This is a genomic window from Acinetobacter sp. 1566109 (assembly GCF_000582255.1).
GTDB lineage: Bacteria > Pseudomonadota > Gammaproteobacteria > Pseudomonadales > Moraxellaceae > Acinetobacter > Acinetobacter nosocomialis.
Genome location: NZ_JEYB01000260.1, coordinates 1 through 329, shown reverse-complemented (window position 1 = coordinate 329; position 329 = coordinate 1). Strand labels below are relative to the sequence as shown.

The window sequence follows — 329 nt, the reverse complement described above, 5'->3', positions numbered from 1 at the left end:
TGTAATTACAATAGTACCTATTTTTATCATAAGGCCAAGTATTGGAAGAAGGACCATACCTTAGGGATTTATTACTAAATGTACATTCAATGCTCATATCTACTGTGGGACGGCTATCGCTTTCATCCAGTTTTTGATCTTCTTTTGACCATCCCCATTCATAGCCACAAATCATTAATCCGTTTTTATCATTAAAGCCTTCGAAAATTGAATTTGCTAAATTTAGATTTCTTTCCATTATTCTTTTCTCAGATGAACTCAAACCTTAAGTTAACACATATATTCAATATAAATCAATTACTTACTTAAAAATAGGTACTATTGTAATT

1 pseudogene is annotated in these 329 nt (G+C 30.1%); it reads right to left on the bottom strand.

Features of this window, described 5'->3' with window-relative positions:
- Positions 1-238, bottom strand: a pseudogene (locus tag J582_RS26720) (hypothetical protein); the annotation flags it as partial.
- Positions 239-329 lie beyond the last annotated feature (91 nt).